16 protein-coding genes and 1 riboswitch are annotated in these 21,066 nt (G+C 61.9%); of the genes, 15 read left to right on the top strand and 1 reads right to left on the bottom strand.

Annotated features, from left to right (window positions below):
- Nucleotides 1-28: 28 nt before the first annotated feature.
- Entirely contained in the window at nucleotides 29-2,416 is a 2,388-nt protein-coding gene (locus tag EFR00_RS14470) for a phosphoketolase family protein (protein WP_077990405.1), read from the top strand.
- Between the two features lie 50 nt (nucleotides 2,417-2,466).
- Here EFR00_RS14470 and EFR00_RS14465 read toward each other — a convergent pair whose 3' ends face one another.
- Nucleotides 2,467-3,357: a helix-turn-helix domain-containing protein gene (locus EFR00_RS14465; RefSeq protein WP_077990416.1), complete on the bottom strand. Its 891-nt coding sequence runs from the start codon at nucleotides 3,355-3,357 to the stop codon at nucleotides 2,467-2,469.
- 116 nt (nucleotides 3,358-3,473) lie between these two features.
- Between EFR00_RS14465 and pobA the strand changes: the two genes are divergently transcribed.
- The 14 genes from pobA (at nucleotide 3,474) to atzF (ending at nucleotide 20,934) form a co-directional block, all read left to right on the top strand.
- Entirely contained in the window at nucleotides 3,474-4,646 is a 1,173-nt protein-coding gene (gene pobA, locus EFR00_RS14460) for a 4-hydroxybenzoate 3-monooxygenase (protein ID WP_077990419.1), read from the top strand.
- Nucleotides 4,647-4,822: 176 nt separating this feature from the next.
- Nucleotides 4,823-5,995: an ABC transporter substrate-binding protein gene (locus tag EFR00_RS14455; protein ID WP_077990421.1), complete on the top strand. Its 1,173-nt coding sequence runs from the start codon at nucleotides 4,823-4,825 to the stop codon at nucleotides 5,993-5,995.
- A 66-nt stretch (nucleotides 5,996-6,061) separates the two neighbouring features.
- Nucleotides 6,062-6,925 (top strand): branched-chain amino acid ABC transporter permease, encoded by an 864-nt coding sequence (locus tag EFR00_RS14450; protein WP_077990423.1) that lies wholly within the window; start codon nucleotides 6,062-6,064, stop codon nucleotides 6,923-6,925.
- Nucleotide 6,926: 1 nt separating this feature from the next.
- Nucleotides 6,927-7,931: a branched-chain amino acid ABC transporter permease gene (locus tag EFR00_RS14445; RefSeq protein WP_077990429.1), complete on the top strand. Its 1,005-nt coding sequence runs from the start codon at nucleotides 6,927-6,929 to the stop codon at nucleotides 7,929-7,931.
- Complete coding sequence (locus EFR00_RS14440; RefSeq protein WP_077990433.1) at nucleotides 7,928-8,692, top strand: ABC transporter ATP-binding protein; 765 nt, start codon at nucleotides 7,928-7,930, stop codon at nucleotides 8,690-8,692. Before EFR00_RS14445 ends, EFR00_RS14440 begins: the two co-directional genes overlap by 4 nt.
- On the top strand, nucleotides 8,673-9,389 hold the full coding sequence (locus tag EFR00_RS14435) for an ABC transporter ATP-binding protein (RefSeq protein ID WP_077990435.1): 717 nt from the start codon (nucleotides 8,673-8,675) through the stop codon (nucleotides 9,387-9,389). Before EFR00_RS14440 ends, EFR00_RS14435 begins: the two co-directional genes overlap by 20 nt.
- A 334-nt stretch (nucleotides 9,390-9,723) precedes the next feature.
- Nucleotides 9,724-10,551, top strand: a complete 828-nt coding sequence (locus EFR00_RS14430; RefSeq protein WP_077990438.1) for a VCBS domain-containing protein — start codon at nucleotides 9,724-9,726, stop codon at nucleotides 10,549-10,551.
- A gap of 593 nt (nucleotides 10,552-11,144) precedes the next feature.
- Nucleotides 11,145-11,258: riboswitch (guanidine-I (ykkC/yxkD leader) on the top strand.
- Nucleotides 11,259-11,331: 73 nt separating this feature from the next.
- Nucleotides 11,332-12,405, top strand: a complete 1,074-nt coding sequence (locus tag EFR00_RS14425; RefSeq protein WP_077990440.1) for a putative urea ABC transporter substrate-binding protein — start codon at nucleotides 11,332-11,334, stop codon at nucleotides 12,403-12,405.
- A 57-nt stretch (nucleotides 12,406-12,462) separates the two neighbouring features.
- Entirely contained in the window at nucleotides 12,463-13,281 is an 819-nt protein-coding gene (locus EFR00_RS14420) for an ABC transporter permease (RefSeq protein WP_039621946.1), read from the top strand.
- Nucleotides 13,278-14,102: an ABC transporter ATP-binding protein gene (locus EFR00_RS14415; protein WP_077990442.1), complete on the top strand. Its 825-nt coding sequence runs from the start codon at nucleotides 13,278-13,280 to the stop codon at nucleotides 14,100-14,102. Before EFR00_RS14420 ends, EFR00_RS14415 begins: the two co-directional genes overlap by 4 nt.
- The gene (locus EFR00_RS14410; protein WP_009993031.1) at nucleotides 14,099-14,920 is read left to right on the top strand and encodes an urea amidolyase associated protein UAAP1; all 822 of its coding nucleotides are present in this window, start codon (nucleotides 14,099-14,101) and stop codon (nucleotides 14,918-14,920) included. The genes EFR00_RS14415 and EFR00_RS14410 overlap by 4 nt, the downstream gene beginning before the upstream one ends.
- A 10-nt stretch (nucleotides 14,921-14,930) precedes the next feature.
- Nucleotides 14,931-15,581 carry an urea amidolyase associated protein UAAP2 gene (locus tag EFR00_RS14405; protein ID WP_077990444.1) on the top strand — a complete coding sequence of 217 codons (651 nt, stop codon included), beginning with the start codon at nucleotides 14,931-14,933 and terminating at the stop codon, nucleotides 15,579-15,581.
- A 2-nt stretch (nucleotides 15,582-15,583) separates the two neighbouring features.
- The gene (gene uca, locus EFR00_RS14400) at nucleotides 15,584-19,123 is read left to right on the top strand and encodes an urea carboxylase (protein ID WP_077990447.1); all 3,540 of its coding nucleotides are present in this window, start codon (nucleotides 15,584-15,586) and stop codon (nucleotides 19,121-19,123) included.
- Nucleotides 19,123-20,934, top strand: coding sequence for an allophanate hydrolase (atzF, locus tag EFR00_RS14395; RefSeq protein ID WP_077990450.1), 1,812 nt, complete (start codon nucleotides 19,123-19,125; stop codon nucleotides 20,932-20,934). The genes uca and atzF overlap by 1 nt, the downstream gene beginning before the upstream one ends.
- Nucleotides 20,935-21,066 lie beyond the last annotated feature (132 nt).

Genomic DNA, 21,066 nt, shown 5'->3' with positions numbered 1-21,066 from the left:
TAAAGGCGTTTTCGAACGGGAGAGACCCATGGAAGAGCATGTCGCAACCGCCGCCGCCCTGACCGATACCGAACTCACCCTGATCGACCGCTACTGGCGGGCCGCCAATTATCTCTCGGTCGGCCAGATCTACCTGCTTGCCAATCCGCTGCTGCGCGAGCCGCTGAAGGCGGAACACATCAAGCCCCGCCTACTCGGCCACTGGGGCACGACGCCCGGCCTCAACTTCATCTATGTGCATCTCAACCGTGTGATCCGCGCCCGCGATCTCGACATCATCTATATGTGCGGCCCCGGTCACGGTGGGCCCGGCATGGTTGCCAACACCTATCTCGAAGGCAGCTATAGCGAGATCTATCCCGATATTTCCGAGGATGCCGAAGGTATGCGCAAGCTCTTCCGGCAATTCTCCTTCCCCGGCGGCATCCCGAGCCACGCGGCACCGGAAACGCCGGGCTCGATCCATGAGGGTGGCGAACTCGGCTACGCCCTCGTCCATGCCTATGGCGCCGCCTTCGACAATCCCGACCTGATCGTCGCCTGCGTCGTCGGCGACGGCGAGGCCGAAACCGGGCCGTTGGCGGCGAGCTGGCATTCAAACAAGTTCCTCAATCCCGCCCGCGACGGCGCCGTGCTGCCGATCCTGCACCTGAACGGCTACAAGATTGCCAACCCGACCATTCTCGGCCGTGGCGGAGACGATGATCTCCGCCGTCTTTTCGAAGGGTACGGCTACGAACCGTTCTTCGTCGACGGCCATGAACCGCGCGATATGCACCAGCAGATGGCCGCGACGCTGGACAGTGTCTTCGGCCGCATCCGCGAGATCCAGAAGCAGGCCCGAGGGGGCGAAACCGCGGAGGGTTGCCCGCGCTGGCCGATGATCGTGCTGCGCAGCCCCAAGGGGTGGACCGGCCCAAAGGAGGTTGACGGCAAGATGGTGGAAGGCTTCTGGCGCGCCCACCAGGTGCCGGTCTCCAATTGCCGCGGGGATGACGGCCACCGCAAGATCCTCGAGGACTGGATGCGCGGCTATGATCCGGAAGACCTGTTCGGCGCCGACGGCCGGCTGAAACCCGAATTGCGGGCGCTTGCGCCTGTCGGCAAACGCCGGATGGGCGCCAATCCGCACGCCAATGGCGGGTTGCTGCGCAAAGAGCTCGATGTTCCCGATATCAGCGACTACGCTGTCGTGATCGGCAAGCGCGGCAGCGCGATGGTGCAATCGACGGAGATCCTCGGCCATTACCTGCGCGACACGATGAAGCGCAACGAGGCGGCGGCGAATTTCCGTATCTTCGGTCCCGACGAAACGGAATCGAACCGCCTCGGCAGCGTCTTCGAGGTCACCGACCGCGTCTGGATGGAGGATATCGAGCCCTATGATATCCACCTCTCCCGCAATGGACGCGTCATGGAGGTGCTCTCCGAACATCTCTGCCAGGGCTGGCTGGAAGGTTACCTCCTGACCGGCCGCCACGGCCTCTTCTCCTGCTATGAGGCCTTCATCCACATCATCGATTCGATGTTCAACCAGCACGCCAAATGGCTGAAGGTGACGCGCGAGCTTGAATGGCGAAAGCCGATCTCGTCGCTGAACTACCTGCTGACCTCGCATGTCTGGCGCCAGGACCATAACGGCTTCAGCCACCAGGATCCCGGTTTCGTCGATCTCGTCGCCAACAAGAAGGCCGATATCGTTCGCATCTACCTGCCGCCGGATGCCAACACCCTGCTCTGGGTCTGCGACCATTGCCTGCGGACCTATGACCGCGTCAATGTCATCGTCGCCGGCAAGCAGCCGGAGCCGCAATGGCTGTCGATGGACGAAGCGATGAAACATTGCGAGGCAGGCATCGGCATCTGGCACTGGGCAAGCAACGAGGAAGATGCCGTCGCGCCGGACCTCGTCATGGCCTGCGCCGGCGACGTGCCGACGATGGAGACGCTTGCCGCCGTCGACCTTTTGCGCAAGGCGGTGCCGGCGCTAAAAATCCGCACCGTCAACGTCGTCGATCTCTTGGCGCTGCAATCCAGGGACCAGCACCCGCACGGCCTGACCGACGACGCCTTTGACGCGATCTTCACGCCGGACAAGCCGGTGATTTTCGCCTATCACGGCTATCCCTATCTCATTCACCGCCTGACCTATAAGCGCACCAACCACGAAAACATCCACGTCCGCGGCTTTATCGAAGAGGGCACGACCACGACGCCCTTCGACATGACCGTGCTCAATGAACTCGATCGCTACCACCTCGCCATCGAAGCGATCGAGCGCGTCCCGGGTGTCAAGGAAAAAGCAGGCGAAGCCCTCGCCGCCTTCCGTCGCAAGCTTTCGGAACACCACGACTATGTGCGCGAACATGGCGAGGACATGCCGGAGGTGCGGAACTGGACATGGCCGGCGACATGAGACATCGGTGACTGACGCCTGCGAATGCGCTGTCACCGGACGCCGAAACCCTATGCGCGGTCGAGTCGGGCCTTTTCCGTCATGCGCCAGACTCGCGGCGTTTCACCGGCATATTTCAGGAAGAAGCGCGAGAAATACGCGGGGTCGGCAAAGCCGAGGCGGAATCCGATTTCCTGAACGCTGCCCAGAGTAAAGACCAGCTGACGCTTCGCCTCCTCAATGAGTTTGGCGGCGATCAACTCGTGCGGCGTGCTGCCGGTCATCGACCGGACGATCCGGGTGAGATGCGTCGGCGACACCCCGAGCTCCCTGGCATAGAAGGATGCAGGCTTGTGGGATCGAAAATGCTGTTGAATGAGCTCGCCCAGCATGTCCATCCGTCGCTCGTTTTCGCTTGAGGCAAGCTCGCTCGAATTACCGTCATGAGAAATCCGCGCTGTCAGCCGCAGCGCCAAGGCGACGTAGGCTGCCAGCACTTCGTTGCGGCCGCTGCGGCGGTTTTCAAATTCGTCGCCTAGTCGCCGCAACGTCTGCATGACATGAATGCCGTCGGCATCACGCGGATCGAGCGGCGTCAGATGCGGCGCCGCCAGCCATTCGCCGAGATGGCTGCGCTCGCCGGGCGGATGGCTGAGATGGGATCGCAATATGGTGATGACAAGACCGTCGATATCGCGTGAGAAGCGAAAGCCGTGATGGAGGCCGGGCGGAACCGTAATGACCGCCGGCGGACGGATGACATGGCGCCTGTCGCCGAAGATCGCATCACCCGAACCGGCTTCGATGTACAATATCTGAAAGAAGCTCTCGTGGCGGTGCAGTGCAATTTCCCATTGATGCAAGCTGCTCCGGGAGCGAATTGTTTCGCAATGCACCCAAAATTCCGGCGATCGTCCGACGTTTTCGCCGTAGAGCTCGTAAGTCGGTATATGCCTGCTCATTGGCTCCCTCCCGCGCGGATGTTCGATTAGTGCAATTTTTTGGCCGGAATGTCCATTGTGGCGATCCGGTCGGCGCGGCAGAATCTGATAAAACGCAAAAAGCTGGGAGGAAGCATTTGCGAACTCAAGTCGCCATTATCGGTTCGGGACCAGCCGGCTTACTGCTGGGTCAACTTCTGACCGAAGCCGGCATCGACAATGTCATTCTCGATCGCGTCAACAAGGATTACATCCTCGGCCGGGTGCGCGCCGGCGTTCTGGAGGAAGGCACTGTCGGGCTGCTGGACCAGGCCAAAGCCGGAGCGAGACTGCATGCCGAAGGCCTGCCGCATGACGGCTTCTCCCTCGCTTTCGACGGACGCGACCATCGCATCGATCTGCATGAACTCACCGGCGGCCGGCGCGTCACTGTCTACGGCCAGACCGAGGTGACGAGCGATCTGATGGCGCAGCGCGAAACAAGCGGCGGCCTGTCGATCTACGATGCCGCCGATGTCACGCCGCATGGTTTCGATGGCCGCTCTCCATTCGTGACCTATACAAAGGACGGCGCTGCCAGGCGCATCGATTGCGATTTCATCGCCGGCTGCGACGGCTTTCATGGCGCGAGCCGCAAAGCCGTCCCGGAACGGGCGATCCGAAGTTTCGAGAAGGTCTATCCGTTCGGCTGGCTGGGTCTGCTTGCCGACGTGGCGCCGGTGAGCCCCGAGTTGATCTACGCCAACCATCCCAGGGGCTTTGCGCTCTGCTCAATGCGTTCGGCGACACGCAGCCGCTATTATCTCCAATGCCCGCTCGACGAGAGGGTCGAGGACTGGAGCGACGACCGCTTCTGGGACGAGCTCAGACGGCGCCTGCCGGCGCATCACGCCGAGGCGTTGAAAACCGCGCCGTCCTTCGAGAAATCGATCGCGCCTTTACGCTCCTTCGTCGCCGAGCCGATGCGTTTCGGCCGGCTTTTCCTGGTCGGCGACGCCGCCCATATCGTGCCGCCGACCGGCGCCAAGGGGCTGAACCTTGCGGCCAGTGACGTGCATTACCTTTTCTCCGGGCTGATCGAGCATTACCGCGAAAGCTCGGATCATGGCATCGACGCCTATTCGCAGGTTGCACTTGCCCGTGTGTGGAAGGCGGTGCGGTTTTCCTGGTGGATGACGACGATGATGCATCTTTTCCCAGATACCGGTGATTTCGATCAGAGGATTCAGGAGGCGGAGCTCGACTATCTCACGCATTCCCGCGCCGCCTCGACGGTCCTTGCCGAAAATTATGTGGGGTTGCCATTCTGAAGGACTGCGGATGAAGGCTGCGCGCATCCGCAGAGCCACCGAGTGCTCGGGACGCAGAACCATAACCAGGAAATCATGTGTTTGGGGATTTATTTCATTTTACATCACCATTTCGCATGAGAAGCTAACATGAAATTCAATACGGCGCCGGAGTACGCCGAAAAGGGAGAGAGAAAATGAGGAAGCTGTTTCTGGCCGCCGCTGCGGCCATCGTCCTGGGCACGAGCGCCTATGCCGACACCATCAAGGTCGGCGTCATCGGCCCATTCTCCGGTCCGTTCGCGCTTCAGGGCAAGAACTTCAAGGCGGGGATTGACGCCTATATGGCCGTTAACGGCAGCAAGGTCGGCAACGACACGGTGGAGATCGTCTATCGCGACGTGCCGCAGGCCGATCCTGCCCAATCCAAGGCGCTTGCCCAGGAACTGATCGTCAAGGAAAAGGTCCGGTATCTCGCCGGCTTCTATTTCACCCCCGACGCCATGGCGGTGACACCGATCCTCAAGCAGGGCAATGTGCCGATGGTCATCATGAACGCCGCCACCTCGGCGATCGTGACCAAGAGTCCGCTCGTCGTGCGCACCTCGTTTACGACCTGGCAGACCTCGACGCCGATCGCCAAGGTCGCCTTCGACGCCGGCGTCAAGAAGGTAATCTCGGTCGTCAGCGATTACGGCCCGGGCGTCGATGCCGAGAATGCCTTCAAGACCGGCTTCGAAAAGGCCGGCGGTCAGGTGGTCGAGGCCATCCGCATGCCGCTTGCGACCAACGATTTCAGCCCGATTATGCAGCGCATCAAGGATTCCGGCGCTGAGGGCGTCTTCGCCTTCCTGCCGTCGGGACCGACGACGCTCGGCTTCGTCAAAGCCTATAACGAGAATGGCCTGAAGGCTGCCGGTATCAAGTTCTTCGCGCCCGGCGACCTGACCCAGGAATCCGACCTGCCGGCGCTCGGTGATGCCGCACTCGGCATCCAGACGACCTTCCACTATGCCGTTTCGCACGACTCGCCCGAAAACAAGGCTTTCGTCGAGGCTGCCACTAAAGCGATCGGCAACAAGGCCGAACTCTCCTTCCCCGCAGTCAGCGCCTATGACGGCATGTATGTCATCTACAAGATGATCGAGGCGACGGGCGGCAAGCAGGATGCTGAACAGGCTGTCGATGCGGTGAAGGGCCTTGCCTGGACGAGCCCGCGCGGCCCGGTTTCGATCGATCCGGAAAGTCGCCACATCACGCAGAACATCTATCTGCGCGAAGTCGCCAAGGCCGACGACGGGACCTACGTCAACAAGGAGGTCCAGACCTTCGAGAAGCAGGGCGATCCGGGCCTGGCGGCAGCCAAGTAACATCGGGCGTCAGAACATGCGGCGGGCTTGGAATCTTAGGTCCGTCGCATTCAAGCAGGTAGTTCCATGCAGACAGTCTTCAGCATAGCCGTCGACGCGCTTGCCTATGGCATGGTGCTCTTCGTGATCTCGATCGGCCTTTCCGTCACCATGGGGCTGATGCGCGTCGTCAACCTCGCGCACGGCGCCTTCGCCATGATCGGCGGCTACATCGCCTCCTATGCCGCACGTGACCTCGGCCTCGGTTATGCTATAGCGATCTTCGCTGCCGTGGTCGCCACGATCATCATTGCAATCCCTCTCGAGCGCTTCCTCTACCGCCGGATCTACGGTGCCCCGGAACTGACCCAGGTGCTGATGACGATCGGCATAACCTTCTGCATCATCGGCATCGCCAATTACCTCATGGGACCAACGCTGAAGACCATACCGCTTGCCGCGGCGCTGCAGGGTTCGGCCGATCTTGGCTTTCGCACCATTCCCGTTCACCGGCTTTTTGCCATTCTCTGCGGCCTCGCCGTGGCGCTCGCGCTCTGGTTCGCGATCGAAAGGACCAGCTTCGGCGTCAAACTGCGCGCCTCGGTGGACGATGCGGCGATGGCGGCGGCACTCGGCGTACGCACCGAGATCATCTATGCGGTGAGCTTTGCCATCGCCGTCGGGCTTGCCGCCTTCGGCGGCGTGGTCGGCGCCGAACTCCTGCCGGTCGAACCTTATTACGCGCTGCGCTACATGGTGACTTTCCTGGTCGTCGTCTCCGTCGGCGGCGCCGGCTCCATTCCCGGCGCGCTGATCGCCTGCCTGCTGCTCGGCGCGATCGATACGACCGGCCGCTATCTGATGCCGGAGTTCGGGGAATTCTTCTTCTATCTTGCCGTGATCGCGATCATCTGCGTCTTCCCGCGCGGCCTTGCCGGGAGGGCGAAGTGAGATGGCGCTTGTGTTGAACAACGTAAACGGACGTCTCCAGCAACGGCGCGGTTATGTCAGCCGCGATCTCGCCGGCATCATGGTGATCATCGCCGTTGCCGCCATCGGCTATTTCGCCTTCCCTGATAATCTCGCGCTTCTGACCCGGATGATCACCATCGCGCTGCTCGTGCTCTCGCTCGATCTGGTGACCGGCTATTGCGGCGTTGCGACGCTCGGCCATGCCGCCCTGTTCGGCTCCGGCGCCTATGCCGCCGGCATCCTATCGGCGCATTACGGCATCAATGATCCGCTGCTGATGCTGCTCGCCGGCATTGCCGGCGGCGTAGCTTCTGGGCTGCTCAGCGGCGCGATCATTCTGCGCGCGCATGGCCTGCCGCAGCTCGTGCTGTCGATTGCCCTCATCCACCTCTTCCACGAATTCGCCAACAAGGCCTCCTCATGGACAGGCGGCAGCGATGGACTTTCCGGCATCGCGCCCGATCCGGTCCTCGGCTTTTTTGAATTCGATCTTTATGGCCGCACCGCCTTCTTTTTCGGAATGACGCTGCTGCTTGTTGTCTTCGTGCTGCTGAGATTGCTGGTGCGTTCACCCTTCGGCATGCTCTGCCGCGCCATCAAGCAGGACCCGTTGCGTGTCCGCGCCATGGGTGGTTCGCCGAAAGGCGCGCTCATCAGGATGTACGCCATCTCGGGCGCGGTTGCCGGGGTCGGCGGCGCCTTGAACGCGATCTCGACGCAGGTCGTCGGTCTTGACAGCCTGTCCTTCACACAGTCGGCGGAGGCGCTGGTCATGCTCGTGCTCGGCGGCACCGGCTCTCTCTTCGGGGCGCTCTCCGGCACGATCATCTTTATGCTCTTCGAGGACTATGTCTCGGCCGCCAATCCCTTCCACTGGCTGACCATGGTCGGTGCGCTCTTGATCGCCGTCGTGCTCTTCGCGCCGAAAGGGCTTTACGGAACGGCCGCAAATTTCATTGACCGCCGCAGGGAGCAGCGCTCATGAGCCATGTGTTCGAAGTCGCCAATCTCCGGAAAGCCTTCGGTGGCCTTGCAGTCACCAACGATGTTTCGCTGGCGATGGCGCCCGGCGACCGCGTCGCGCTGATCGGCCCGAACGGCGCCGGCAAGACCACCTTCGTCAACCTCGTCACCGGCAATCTCCCCCCCGATTCCGGCGAGGTCCGCCTTGGCGGCGAAACGGTGACGGCAGTCAATGCGATCGGCAGGGTCAAACGCGGCCTCGTCCGCTCCTTTCAGGTGACGCGGCTTTTCCAGGACATGACGCCCGCCGAACATGTGGGGCTCGCTGTCCTGCAGCGGGACGGAAAGACCTGGAACATGTTCGGAAATTTCCTCTCGATGCCCGATGTCATGGCCGAGATCGACGACCTCCTGGGAAAGCTCGGACTGACGCCGCTGATGCATCGCAAGGTCAGCGAGATTGCCTATGGGCAACAGCGGCTTCTGGAACTCGCCGTCGCTCTGGCGCTGAAGCCGAAGGTGCTGCTGCTCGACGAGCCGGCCGCCGGCGTGCCGCAAAGCGATACCGGCCGCATCGAGCAAGCGCTGGCCGATCTGCCCGCCGATCTCGCCGTGCTGATGATCGAACACGACATGGATCTTGTCTTTCGTTTTGCCAAACGCGTCATCGTGCTGGCAGCCGGCGCGATCATTTTCGACGGCCGACCTGAGGACGTCACCAGGGATGCGCGTGTGCGCGAGGCCTATCTCGGGAGTTATGCCAATGCCAGCCCTGTCGCTTAAGGTCGAAAATCTGTCGGCCGGATACGGGCCGACGCGGGTGTTGGAAGGCATTTCCTTCTCCGTGCCGGCAGGCGCAAGGCTCGCCGTGCTCGGCCGCAACGGCATGGGCAAGACAACGCTGCTGGCGACGCTCGCCGGTCAGACCCGACGCTATGAGGGCCGCATCACCCTTGGCGATACGGATGTCACAACAGCACCAAGCGCAACACGCGCGCATAAGGGTCTCGGCTATGTGCCGCAGACACGCTGCGTCTTTCCGACGTTGACGGTCGAAGAGAACCTTTTCGTCGGCTTGAAGGCGCGGCCGAAAACGGCGCTGGAGGAAGCCTATGCACTGTTCCCGCGCCTGAAGGAGCGCCGCCGCAACCTCGGCAACCAGCTCTCCGGCGGCGAACAGCAGATGCTTTCAACGGCCCGCACCATTCTCGGCCGCCCGTCCGTGCTGCTGCTCGACGAACCGCTCGAGGGGCTTGCCCCCGTTATCTGCGAGGAACTGATGGCAGCTTTCGCCGGACTCGCCAAGTCAGGCGACATGACCATCCTTCTTGTCGAGCAGCGGATCCAGAGCGCGCTCGATTTCGCCGATCAGGTCGTCATTCTCGAACGAGGGCGGCTGGCCTGGGCGGGAACGCCGGCAGACCTATCCAAGGACCACGAAGCCGTCGAAAGCTTGCTCGGAGTGGGCGGCCTGCATTGAAGCAATCAACGCCGGTTATCGTCATGATGACGTCATCATGAGCCTGGCATTATTACGCTGCCTGAAATATTTCCGCTGGCCGAAATTGATCGAAAGCTTGAACAGGCAGAAAATACCGCATTCCCCAAAGCGGCATCAGAGTAAGACAGACATAAATATTCATTTCCAAGGGAATAGACGCCTGCGTCGCTCCCTTTACTTGGATCATTGAACTCCAGATAAATTGCGTCTGTTGGGTTTAACCGGCTGAACTGGTCAGACGCTCGTCAAAATCTCGTTGCCAAGCACCCGATAGGGTTGCATGTTTAAACAGAACTTCAGACGGGAGGTAGAAATGGCAAACCACAAGCCGGTCGCAGCGGACGTATACCAGCCCATTTTCGGCATCGACAAGCCGGTTGACGGCAACATCCTGGACGGTTCCAGGGATGCCGACGGAGATCTTGTGCGTCTCAACTTCGTCAACGGGCAGCGAATTCCGCAACCGGCCACTCCGGACGGACCGGCCACGACGACGACGATCGAGGGAAAATACGGCACGCTGACCATCTATTCCGACGGCTACTATACCTATGAACTCGATCACTCCAATCCGGTGGTATCAGCGCTCGGCCCTGGAGATCAACTCCTCGACCAGTTCAATTTCAAGATCTCGGACGGCAAAGGCGCCACCGACTTAGGCTTGCTCAATATCACTGTCGATCTGCCGGAGCGTGGCGACATCTTCGTGAATTTCGAGGATGTCGGCAAATATGATTTCCCCACAGGCTACAAGGGCTTCGATTGGGGCGCTTGGCACGATGGTGACGATGCAGCGATACAAAAGGAAGCCGACGGCAACCATTATCTGTTAGGCGGCGCATTCTGGACACCCATCCAGGCCGCCGATGGCGGCACCTTCCAAATAGAGCAATTCAGCGTGGCAAATGGCACATCCGATTATGACAACGTTCTGACGATCGAAGGTAGGCTGAACGGCGATACCGTGTTCTTGGTTACGGTCAACGTGACCGCTGACAGCATTCATGACCCGCAAGTGATTGATCTCAGCGCCTATGGCCAAATCGACTATCTCGTGCTCGACACCGAGCCCGTCATCAACGAAACGAGCGGCCCCGATTATTATGGCGCGCAATACGACAACTTCCACTTTGTCGTTTGAGAGAGAGGAAGCGAGCGCCCCATTGCCAAACATTGCATCTTTTCCAGCGCTCGCTGCAGCGACGATCCAGTAGCGATTTCTTGCGATAGCTGATCCACCTGCAGCCTGATAGCGTTAGATCGTCCGAGGAGGGACGATTATGCTGGGTTGGAGGAAATGATGCAGTCAATGGGAATCAGGTTAGCCGCGGTCATGTTCTCGCTGGCCTTATGGGCTCTAATTATTGCCGCTGCATCCCATCTTTGGGCGATGAAAATGCCCATATTGCATTTTGTGCTGTACAGATAGTGCTGCCTCCCGCGTTGGCGAGGCAAAAAGGCCAGCCTTGTTACCTACGCGCGCGTTTCAACGGAAGACCAGGCAACTGAAGCTCAGGAGCCTGAATTCCGCTCAGCCATCTGCTTGAGGAAATCGAAAGAGCGCTCATTCAATCATTGCGCAATGGCGAAGGCCGCTGCCACAATCCCTTTGTCTAACACTGCACATTTTTCGCGCAAAATGCTTATGCAGCCGATTTCGAAAGCAAGCCGGCAATCCCCTTTCGAGATAAATCAACCAGTTACGATCTGGCACACTGCTTGCTTCGATATCTGTGAGTTGGTGGCTAGGGTTCCGGCGCTCCGTACGGGAGCGTGCTGGTCCGAGAGCCACCACCGGCTGGGAGAGAAATCCCACCGGATGCACGGCGGGACAAAAGCCCGGGAGACCTCGTAAGCCAAGGGATTGGCGGCGCGATGGTCTTTGCCGATCCCTTTTTGAAAAAGCAAAAGGGGAATTTCTATGCAGACTTTTTCGAAGATTCTTTCCGTAACGGCCCTTTCGGTATCGTTGGCTTTCGGATTCGGCTCTTCCGCCGGCGCAGCGCCGAAAACCAGCTTCAAGGTCGCCTGGTCCATCTATGTCGGCTGGATGCCCTGGGGCTATGCGAGCGACCACGGCATCGTCAAGAAATGGGCCGATAAATACGGCATCAATATCGAAGTCACCCAGTTCAATGACTACGTCGAGTCGATGAACCAGTACACGGCGGGCGCCTTCGATGCCGTGACGCTCACCAACATGGACGGCCTGTCGATCCCGGCCGCCGGCGGGGTCGACACGACGGCCGTCATCGTCGGCGATTTTTCGAACGGCAATGACGCCGTCATCCTGAAGGACAAGGCGAGCCTCGGCGACATCAAGGGCCAAAACGTCAATCTCGTCGAGTTTTCCGTCTCGCACTATCTGCTCGCCCGTGCGCTCGAAAGCATCAAGCTGAGTGAGCGCGACGTGAAGGTGGTCAATACATCGGACGCCGACATGGTCGCAGCCTACAAGACGCCTGATGTCAGCGCCGTCGTCAGCTGGAATCCGCTCGTCTCCACCATTCTGGAGGATCCCAGCGCCAAGAAGGTTTTCGACAGCTCGCAGGTCCCGGGCGAGATCATCGACCTGATGGTCGCCAACACCGACGTGCTGAAGGAAAATCCGAACTTCGGCAAGGCGCTCGCCGGCATCTGGTACGAGACGGCCGCACTGCTGCGGGCCGACACAGCCGAAGGCAAAGCCGCCCGCGAAGCCATGGGCTCTGCATCCGGCACCGACCGTGCCGGCTTCGAAGCCCAGCTCGCCGCAACCAAGCTATTCGACAAACCGGCCGACGCCGTTGCCTTCACCGCTTCGCCCGGCCTGCCGAAGACCATGGATCTCGTCCGCAGCTTCCTTTTCGAGAAGGGTCTGCTCGGCAATGGGGCGCCGTCTGCTGACGTGATCGGCATTGAGATGCCCGACGGCAAGGTGCTGGGTGATACCGGCAACGTGAAGCTCCGCTTCACCGAGACCTACATGAAGTCAGCGGCCGACGGCTCGCTCTGATCAGAACGGCGGCGCGGTTCGGCCGCGCCTCCTCTCCTTCTCAGCGGAGCATTTCCCATGCGTTGGATCAACACGAGGCCGAGCCGGGGTGCGCAGCTTGCCTTGACGCTGCTGCCCTTCGTGCTGCTTGCCCTTGCCTATGCCTTCGGCTCGGCTGCGCGACTGGCGGAAAACGCCAATGACAAGCTTCTGCCGAGCCTTGCGGGCTTCGCCGATGCGATCAACCGCCTGGCCTTCGTTGCCGACCAGCGCACAGGAGACTATCTGCTCTGGTCGGATACCGGAGCAAGCCTGATCCGGCTGCTCTCCGGCCTCGGCATCTCGACGGCGATCGCGCTTCTCATCGGCATGCTGATCGGCATGCTGCCTTATCTGCGAGCACTGCTCGCCCCCTTCATCGCCGTGATTTCCATGGTGCCGCCGCTCGCCCTTTTGCCGATCCTCTTCATCGTCATGGGGCTCGGCGAAACCTCGAAGATCGCCCTCATCGTCATCGGTGTAGCGCCGACGATGATCCGTGACCTGGCTCTGAAGGCGCTGGAGCTGCCGCGCGAGCAGATCGTCAAGGCCGAGACGCTTGGCGGCTCCTCCTGGCAGATCGGCCTGCGGATCGTGCTGCCGCAGGTCCTGCCGCGGCTGATCACTTGCCTCCGACTGCAGCTCGGTCCCGCCTGGCTGTTCCTCATTGCTGCCGAAGCGATCTCTTCGGATTCCGGCCTCGGCTACCGTATCTTCCTTGTCCGCCGCTATCTGTCGATGGATATCATCTTCCCCTATGTCGTCTGGATCACGCTGCTTGCCGTGGTCATGAACGCCCTGCTCGACCGCTTGCGGATCGCCGTGTTTCCCTGGTCGGAGCTGGAGAAGCAGGCATGAGCGAACTGAAGATCGAACGGGTCTGGAAAGAATATGGCGACCAGATCGTGCTGGAAGACGTGTCGCTCACCGTCGCTTCGCGCGCCTTCGTCGCCCTTGTCGGCCCCTCCGGCTGCGGCAAGACGACGTTTCTGCGCATGCTGCTCGGCCAGGAGCAGCCGACGAAGGGTAAGATCCTGCTCGACGGCGAGCCTCTGCCGTCGGAGCCGGGGCCGGATCGCGGTGTCGTCTTCCAGCGCTACTCCGTCTTCCCGCATCTGACGGTGCTCGGCAATGTGCTGCTCGGCAGGGAATTTTCCGCCGCGCGCTACAGGGCCAAGCTCTTCGGCGCGGCCCGCCGCAATGCGCTTGAGGAAGCGGGCCGGCTGATCGCCGAGGTGGGTCTTGCCGGTTCCGAAGGCAAATACCCGGTCCAGCTTTCGGGTGGCATGCAGCAGCGCCTTGCGCTGGCCCAGGCGCTGATCATGAAGCCGAAAGTGCTGCTGCTCGACGAACCCTTCGGCGCGCTCGATCCGGGCATCCGCGCCGAGATCCACACGCTGATGAAACGGCTCTGGCATGAGACGCAGATGACCGTCGTCATGGTCACGCATGACATGCGCGAAGCCTTCACGCTTGCGAACCGCGTCGTCGCTTTCGAACGCCGCCGCAACCGGCCGGAGGAAAGGGAGCGCTACGGCGCTACCATCACCAAGGATATTTCCATCTGGCCGCCGCGCCTTGCCGGCCAGCCATCGATCTTCAGCCCCGACCGGGACGGCCCGGTCGCTTCCCTGGGGCACAGCCGGGACGACCTGGCACCATCAGGAGAGATGCAATGATGCATGTGGGACGCTCACCCGAAGAAATCGCCGCCAACCGCGCGCGATATGAGGAGCATCAGAAGAAGGGGCTGGAATTCGCCCCCAAGGCGCTGCCCGGCCCCAGCCCCTTGCCGGCGCCGGCCATCGACGCCGCCGCTATCATCCACCGGGAAACCGTCCCCGGCGGCTGGTATTGGTCGACGAAAGTTTCGCGCGGCGAGGCGATCCGCATCGATCAAGCGGAGGGCAATTCCACCCTGGCGCTCGTCGCCTGGAGCGCCGCCGATAGCAGCGAACGGATCAATCTCGTCGATACCGCCAAGGTCCAGTGGACGACGGCGCTCGGCAAGGGGCGCGTGATCTTCTCCGACATGGGTCGCGTCATGTTCTCGATGATCGAGGACAGTTCCGGCGCCCATGACTGCCTGATGGGCGGCTCGAACGCTGCCTCAAACGCAGCGAAATATCCGGGCGAAAAGACGCGCAACACGCGCGACAACTTGATTCTCGTCGCCGGCAAGCTCGGTCTTACCCGTCGCGATATCCCCGGCATCCTCAATCTCTTCGCACCCGTGCGCCTTGCCGAGGCCGGCGGCTTCGCCTGGCTGGGTAAGCGTTCCAACAGCGGCGACTATGTCGATCTCCGTGCCGAGATGGACGTGCTGGTCGGCTTTTCCAATTGCCCGCATCCGCTCGATCCGGATCCCATCTATCAGCCGAAACCCGTTGTCATCACGCGCTACAAGGCGGCAGTCCCCGCTGAGGACGATCTTTGCCACACGGCAACCGCCGAAGCAGTCCGCGGTTTCGAAAACAACGCCTTGATGCAGGCCTGAGGAGAAGACGATGTCCGATTTCATCCAGACCTCCCCTGCCCGCACCGTGGGAAATGCAGCTCAGGATCACTTCATCGCAGCCGAAGCGCCGTGGTCCGGGATCGTCCGCAAGGGCCAGATCATCCGCATCGAAGACAGCTACGGTCAACAGGCGATCGACACGCTCTTCTATCGTGCCGATGATTTCTCCGAGCGTTATTCCAACCAGGACACGATGCGCATGCATAATGCCGCCTATGTCGGCATCGGCACGAAGATCATGTCGAGCGAAGGCAATGTCATGCTGACCATGACGGCCGACAGCTGCGGCCGCCACGATACCTCGGCCGGCGCCTGCTCCTGCGAGAGCAATACGGTGCGCTTCGGCCACGGCACGAAATACCTGCATGCCTGCCGCGACAACTTCCTGCTCGAAGTTTCGAAACACGGCATGGGTAAGCGCGATATCGTGCCGAACATCAACTTCTTCATGAACGTGCCGATCCAGCCGACCGGCGAGATGACGATCGTCGACGGTATTTCCGCGCCCGGCGACTATGTCGAACTCGTCGCCGAGATGGATGTGCTCTGCGTCATCTCCAATTGCCCGCAGGTCAACAACCCGTGCAACGGCTTCGATCCGACACCGATCCGGGTGCTGATCTGGGATGGCGAGGCCTGATCATGTTCAAGAAAATCCTGATCGCGAACCGCGGCGAAATCGCCGTGCGGGTCATCAAGACGCTGCAGCGCATGGGCATTGCCTCGGTCGCCGTCTATTCCGATGCCGACCGTTTCGCCAAAGCGGTGATGATGGCCGACGAAGCCGTCCGTCTCGGCCCGCCGCCGGCCGGCGAAAGTTACCTGAATGTCGATGCCGTCATCGCCGCGTGCAGGTCGACGGGAGCGGAAGCCGTCCATCCCGGCTATGGTTTTCTCTCCGAAAATACCGGTTTTGCCGAGCTGCTTGCCGCCGAAGGCATCGCCTTCATCGGCCCTCGGCCGGAGCATCTATCGGCCTTCGGCTTGAAACATACGGCCCGCGAACTCGCCAAGGCGAGCGGCGTACCGCTTCTGCCCGGTACGGGCCTGTTGTCGAGCGCCGAGGAAGCGCTTTCCGCAGCGGAAGCGATCGGCTACCCGGTGATGCTGAAAAGTACGGCCGGCGGCGGCGGCATCGGCATGCAGCTCTGCGCCGATCCGGAAAGCCTGAGGGCTTCGTTCGAGAGCGTGCAGCGCACGGCGCGCGCAAGCTTCGGCGACGCACGCGTCTACATAGAACGCTTCGTGGCGGAGGCCCGCCATGTCGAGGTGCAGATCTTCGGCGACGGCAGAGGCAACGTCATCGCGCTCGGCGAGCGGGACTGCTCGCTGCAGCGGCGAAACCAGAAAGTGGTCGAGGAGACCCCTGCCCCCGGTCTTTCAGCTGCAACCCGTGGCCGCCTGCACAAGGCAGCCGTCGATCTCGGCGCTTCGGTTTCCTATGAATCGGCAGGCACGATCGAATTCATCTACGATCCGCTGCGCGAGGAATTCTATTTCCTTGAGGTCAACACGCGTCTTCAGGTCGAGCATCCCGTCACGGAAGCCGTGTTCGGCATCGACCTCGTCGAGTGGATGATCCGCCAGGCCGCGGGCGAAGACGTGCTCTCCGGCGCCAAAACACTAGGGCCGAAAGGTGCAGCGATCGAAGTGCGCGTCTATGCCGAGATGCCGCATGCCGACTTCCGCCCGAGCGCTGGGCTGCTGACGGAGGTCGTCTTTCCCCAGGACGCGCGCATCGACGGCTGGATCGAAACCGGCACGGAGGTGACCCCCTTCTACGACCCGATGCTCGCCAAGCTGATCGTCTCCGCCGAAGATCGCCCGGCGGCGATCGAAAAGCTGCAGAAGGCGCTTGCCGAAACATCGATATCCGGCATCGAGACCAATCTTGATTATCTCAGCGCAATCGCCCATTCGGATCTGCTCGCCAGCGGCAAGGTGGCGACGACGGCTCTCCGCGATTTTTTCTTCGTGCCTGACGTTATCGAGGTGCTTGCGCCCGGCGCCCAGTCAAGCATCCAGGAACTGCCGGGCCGGCTTGGCCTCTGGCATGTCGGCGTGCCGCCGAGCGGACCGATGGACGAGCGCTCCTTCCGCCACGCCAACCGCCTCGTCGGCAACGGTGACACTGTCGCAGCACTGGAGCTGACGGTGTCCGGCCCGGTGCTGAAATTTCACAGCGAAACGGTGGTCGCGCTTGCCGGCGCGAGAATGGCGATGAGCATCGACGGCGAGACACTGCCGCATGACGTGGCCGTGACGATCCGCGCCGGTCAGATCCTCTCAATCGGCAGCATCGACGGGCCGGGACAGAGGGCCTATCTTGCCGTCGCAGGCGGTATTGCCGCCCCGCTCGTGCTCGGCTCCCGCGCCACCTTCGGCCTCGGCCAGTTCGGCGGCAACGCCACAGGCACGCTGAAGACTGGCCACGTTCTGCATCTTGCCCGCAAGGCCGCGGTCGTGCCGCCGATGCCGGCGACGGAGCCTGCGGAACTGACGCGCGAATGGGATGTCGGCGTCGTCTACGGTCCGCATGGGTCCCCCGATTTCTTTCAGGACGGCGATATCGAAACGCTGTTTTCGACGAGCTACGAGGTGCATTTCAACAGCGCCCGCACCGGGGTACGCCTCATCGGCCCCGCGCCGAAGTGGGCGCGCAGCGATGGCGGCGAGGCTGGCCTTCATCCCTCAAACCTGCATGACAATGCCTACGCCATCGGTGCGATCGACTTCACGGGCGACATGCCGATCATTCTCGGGCCTGACGGACCGAGCCTCGGCGGCTTCGTCTGCCCAGCGGTGATTGCCCGCGACGAGCAATGGAAGATGGGTCAGTTCAAGCCCGGCGACCGTATCCGCTTTCATCCCGCCGCGCGGCCCGAAGATCCGATCGCCGGCCCCGTCGTGCATCGAGCAAAGGAGGAAGCGGGCTCGCCGATCATCGGCAAGTGCGACGACGGCCCGGTCTCCGTCGTCTATCGCCGCCAAGGCGACGACAATCTGCTCGTCGAATATGGACCGATGACGCTCGACATCGCCCTGCGACTGAGGGTGCACCTGCTGATGCAAGCCGTAGCGCAGGCACAACTGCCCGGGATCATCGATCTCACGCCCGGCATCCGCTCGCTGCAGATCCACTATGACGGTACGGCACTCACCCGCAAGCGCCTGCTCGGTCTTCTGGCAGAGATCGAGGCGGGCCTGCCGGCCGCGCAAGACGTCAAGGTGCCGAGCCGTATCGTCCATCTGCCGCTTTCCTGGAATGATCCGGATGCCGAGCTCGCCATGCGCAAATATCAGGATCTCGTGCGGCCGAACGCGCCCTGGTGCCCTGACAACATCGAGTTCATCCGCCGCATCAACGGCCTGCCCGACGAACAGGCCGTGCGCGACATCGTTTTCGATGCCAGCTATCTCGTGCTTGGCCTCGGCGACGTCTATCTCGGCGCACCGGTTGCGACACCGATCGATCCGCGTCATCGGTTGGTGACGACAAAATACAATCCGGCCCGCACCTGGACGCCGGAAAATGCCGTCGGCATCGGCGGGGCCTATATGTGCATCTATGGCATGGAGGGCCCAGGCGGTTACCAGCTATTCGGCCGTACCATCCAGGTCTGGAATACATGGAGGCCGACGCCGGTGTTTGCCAAGGACAAGCCCTGGCTGCTCGACTTCTTCGATCAGATCCGCTTCTTCCCCGTCAGCCACGAAGAGCTGAGCGCAGCCCGCGCCGCCTTTCCGCATGGAGGATATCCGGTCAGGATAGAGGAAAGCGAGTTCTCCTATGCCGCCTATGAGACCGGGCTTGCCCGTGAGGCAGCCGCCATCGGCGCCTTCAAATCGAAGCAGGAGGCCGCCTTCGAAACGGAGCGGCAACGCTGGAAGGAACTCGGCCTCGACAGCTTCACCGTCGATGAAAGCGCCGGCGCCAGCCTTGCCGGCGAGATACCGCAGGGTTGCTTCGGTGTCGAAAGCGCCGTGCCGGGCAACGTCTGGAAGATCCTCGTCGAAGAGGGGCAGCCGGTGGCCGCCGGCGACACATTGGCCATCATCGAATCCATGAAAATGGAAATCAACGTAACCGCGCATGCCGGCGGCCGCGTCCGCGATCTGCGTGCCGGCCCTGGGCGCAATGTCAAAGCCGGCGATGTGCTGGTCGTTCTGGAGGAAATCTGATGCTCCCCACCATTCTTGATCTTGCCTCGCTGCGGTCCGCCTATACGAGGGGCCTTTCCCCGCTTGATCTGGTGGAAGAGATCATCGCGAGATGCAGCGCGTCCGACGATCCGGCCGTCTTCATCACGATGACGCCAGAGGAGGAATTACGCGCCGCCGCCCGCGAGCTGGTGGCCCGTGCGCCGGAACCGAACAGCCTGCCGCTCTGGGGCATTCCCTTCGCCGTCAAGGACAATATCGATGTAGCCGGCCTGCCGACGACGGCCGCCTGCCCGGCTTTCGCCTATCAGCCGCAGGCGGATGCGACAACGGTCGCGCGCTTGCGGGCCGCCGGCGCCATCGTGATCGGCAAGACCAATCTCGACCAGTTCGCAACGGGGCTGAACGGCACGCGCTCGCCGCATGGCGCGCCGCGTTCGGTGTTTGACCGCAACTATGTCTCCGGCGGCTCCAGCTCGGGTTCGGCCGTCGCCGTCGCAGCCGGTCTGGCAAGCTTCTCGCTCGGAACCGACACGGCCGGTTCGGGCCGCGTGCCGGCTGCTTTCAACAATCTCGTCGGCATCAAGCCGACACCGGGGCTGGTGCCCAATGTCGGCGTGGTGCCTGCCTGCCGCAGCGTCGACGTCGTCACCGTCTTCGCCGCGACGGTCGGCGACGGCATTGCCATCCGCCGGATCATGGAAGGCTACGACGCCCGCGATCCGTTTTCACGGCAAGCCGTGCCCGCAAGCCTGCCGTCGACACGCCCGCGCATCGGCGTCCTCGACGGTGCGGAACGGGAGTTCTACGGCAACAGGCGCGTGGAGGCGCTCTATGACGCAGCAATCGAAAGGGCGCGGTCGCTAGGTGCGGTGATCCTGCCCTTCGACTACGCGCCTTTCCGACAGGCGGCCGAATTGCTCTACAACGGCCCCTGGGTCGCCGAACGACTGGCGGCGGTCAAGGAATTCCTGGCAACGAATGAAGGCGACTTCGACCCGACGGTGCGGGCCATCATCGAAGGAGCAAAGGCCTACGATGCAGTCGACGCCTTCGAGGGCCGCTACAGGCTGGAAGCGTTGCGGCAGAAAACAAGGGCCGAATGGGTGAAGGTGGATTTCCTGATGCTGCCGACATCCCCCACCACCTACAGCGTCGAAGAAATGCAGGCGGACCCGATCGTCAAGAACAGCCATTTCGGCCGCTACACCAATTTTGCCAATCTGCTCGATTGCGCGGCAATCGCCATTCCCGCCGGCTTTGATGCAGACGGACACCTGCCCGCAGGCGTGATGCTGGTAGGACCCGCTTTCACCGACGATGCGCTGGCGCCCTTCGCCGACGCCATGCACCGTGCGGCGGAGACCGGAATGGGCAAGGACCGCAACATCGCGCTGCCGGAGGCAAGCCGCGTTCAAACCCCGGCCGACGACTTCGTCCCGATCGTCGTCGTCGGCGCACATTTGACGGACATGCCGCTGAACCACGAACTGACGCGAACCGGCGGATACAGATTGAGAACGGGGCGAACGGACGGCAGCTACCGCCTCTTTGCCCTCGACGGCACGGTCCCGCCAAAGCCCGGGCTGGTGCGCGATCCGGGCTTTGTCGGCGATGGCGTGGAGATCGAGGTCTGGGCGCTGCCACCGGCCGCATTTGCCCTTTTTGTCCAGAACATTCCGGCGCCGCTTGGCGTCGGCAAGATCACGCTCGACGACGCGAGTTGCATCACGGGATTCTTGTGCGAGGCACATGCGGTCACGGGGGGCCGGGAGATCACCGAATTCGGCGGCTGGCGCAACTATGTTCGCTCAACCAGTCCGGTGGCGTAAAGGGAGAGAGGATGCGAAGATTTCTGTCCAAGGCAGCGCAGCTCCTTCTAAGAGGTCTCATTGCCAGGACCTGCGCGATCTCAGCGGGCAAGTCTCAAAAAGGCATCGGTCCGGGCGCAAATTGATGCTTTT

This window comes from Rhizobium sophoriradicis, from assembly GCF_003939025.1.
Lineage (GTDB): Bacteria > Pseudomonadota > Alphaproteobacteria > Rhizobiales > Rhizobiaceae > Rhizobium > Rhizobium sophoriradicis.
This window is presented reverse-complemented; position numbering and strand designations above follow the sequence as displayed.

Bases quoted from the DNA above. Each gene is read 5' to 3' on its own strand.
- EFR00_RS14455 (WP_077990421.1), top strand. From the start codon at position 4,823: ATGAGGAAGCTGTTTCTGGCCGCCGCTGCGGCCATCGTCCTGGGCACG.
- EFR00_RS14440 (WP_077990433.1), top strand. From the start codon at position 7,928: ATGAGCCATGTGTTCGAAGTCGCCAATCTCCGGAAAGCCTTCGGTGGC.
- EFR00_RS14430 (WP_077990438.1), top strand. From the start codon at position 9,724: ATGGCAAACCACAAGCCGGTCGCAGCGGACGTATACCAGCCCATTTTC.
- EFR00_RS14470 (WP_077990405.1), top strand. From the start codon at position 29: ATGGAAGAGCATGTCGCAACCGCCGCCGCCCTGACCGATACCGAACTC.
- atzF (WP_077990450.1), top strand. From the start codon at position 19,123: ATGCTCCCCACCATTCTTGATCTTGCCTCGCTGCGGTCCGCCTATACG.
- EFR00_RS14465 (WP_077990416.1), bottom strand. From the start codon at position 3,357: ATGAGCAGGCATATACCGACTTACGAGCTCTACGGCGAAAACGTCGGA.
- uca (WP_077990447.1), top strand. From the start codon at position 15,584: ATGTTCAAGAAAATCCTGATCGCGAACCGCGGCGAAATCGCCGTGCGG.
- EFR00_RS14425 (WP_077990440.1), top strand. From the start codon at position 11,332: ATGCAGACTTTTTCGAAGATTCTTTCCGTAACGGCCCTTTCGGTATCG.
- EFR00_RS14450 (WP_077990423.1), top strand. From the start codon at position 6,062: ATGCAGACAGTCTTCAGCATAGCCGTCGACGCGCTTGCCTATGGCATG.
- EFR00_RS14405 (WP_077990444.1), top strand. From the start codon at position 14,931: ATGTCCGATTTCATCCAGACCTCCCCTGCCCGCACCGTGGGAAATGCA.
- EFR00_RS14410 (WP_009993031.1), top strand. From the start codon at position 14,099: ATGATGCATGTGGGACGCTCACCCGAAGAAATCGCCGCCAACCGCGCG.
- EFR00_RS14445 (WP_077990429.1), top strand. From the start codon at position 6,927: ATGGCGCTTGTGTTGAACAACGTAAACGGACGTCTCCAGCAACGGCGC.
- EFR00_RS14420 (WP_039621946.1), top strand. From the start codon at position 12,463: ATGCGTTGGATCAACACGAGGCCGAGCCGGGGTGCGCAGCTTGCCTTG.
- EFR00_RS14415 (WP_077990442.1), top strand. From the start codon at position 13,278: ATGAGCGAACTGAAGATCGAACGGGTCTGGAAAGAATATGGCGACCAG.
- EFR00_RS14435 (WP_077990435.1), top strand. From the start codon at position 8,673: ATGCCAGCCCTGTCGCTTAAGGTCGAAAATCTGTCGGCCGGATACGGG.